The organism is Legionella waltersii (assembly GCF_001468085.1).
Taxonomy (GTDB): Bacteria; Pseudomonadota; Gammaproteobacteria; order Legionellales; family Legionellaceae; genus Legionella; species Legionella waltersii.
Genome location: NZ_LNZB01000059.1, coordinates 481 through 809, shown reverse-complemented (window position 1 = coordinate 809; position 329 = coordinate 481). Strand labels below are relative to the sequence as shown.

Genomic DNA, 329 nt, shown 5'->3' with positions numbered 1-329 from the left:
TGCGAAGACAGCTCGGGCATTGGGTTTGTCATCATTCTATCTCCTGTTGTTTGTGTTAGTGTAATAAGTGGGACGTATTCCGGCAGAACTTTCCACCTACCGAATAGGGTTTGGCTAATGTTGTTGGTTCTTCCTCATGCGGTAAGGCTTGCTTTTCAGCCCCAACCTCTAACATTGTCTTGATTGTTTTATAATGTACGCTTTGAAAGGCAAGTGCCCTACGGCAAGCGGCCTCCAGGCGGTCATCGCCATATTTTTTCCTAAGGCCGATAATGCTTTGCGCAGCCCGTAGATAATCAACGACTGAATCATTTAATAGACCCTCAATC

General features: G+C 45.9%; 1 pseudogene. It reads right to left on the bottom strand.

From position 1 onward, the window contains the following. Positions 1 to 55 precede the first annotated feature (55 nt). A pseudogene (locus Lwal_RS17960) lies at positions 56 to 329 on the bottom strand (IS21 family transposase); the annotation flags it as partial.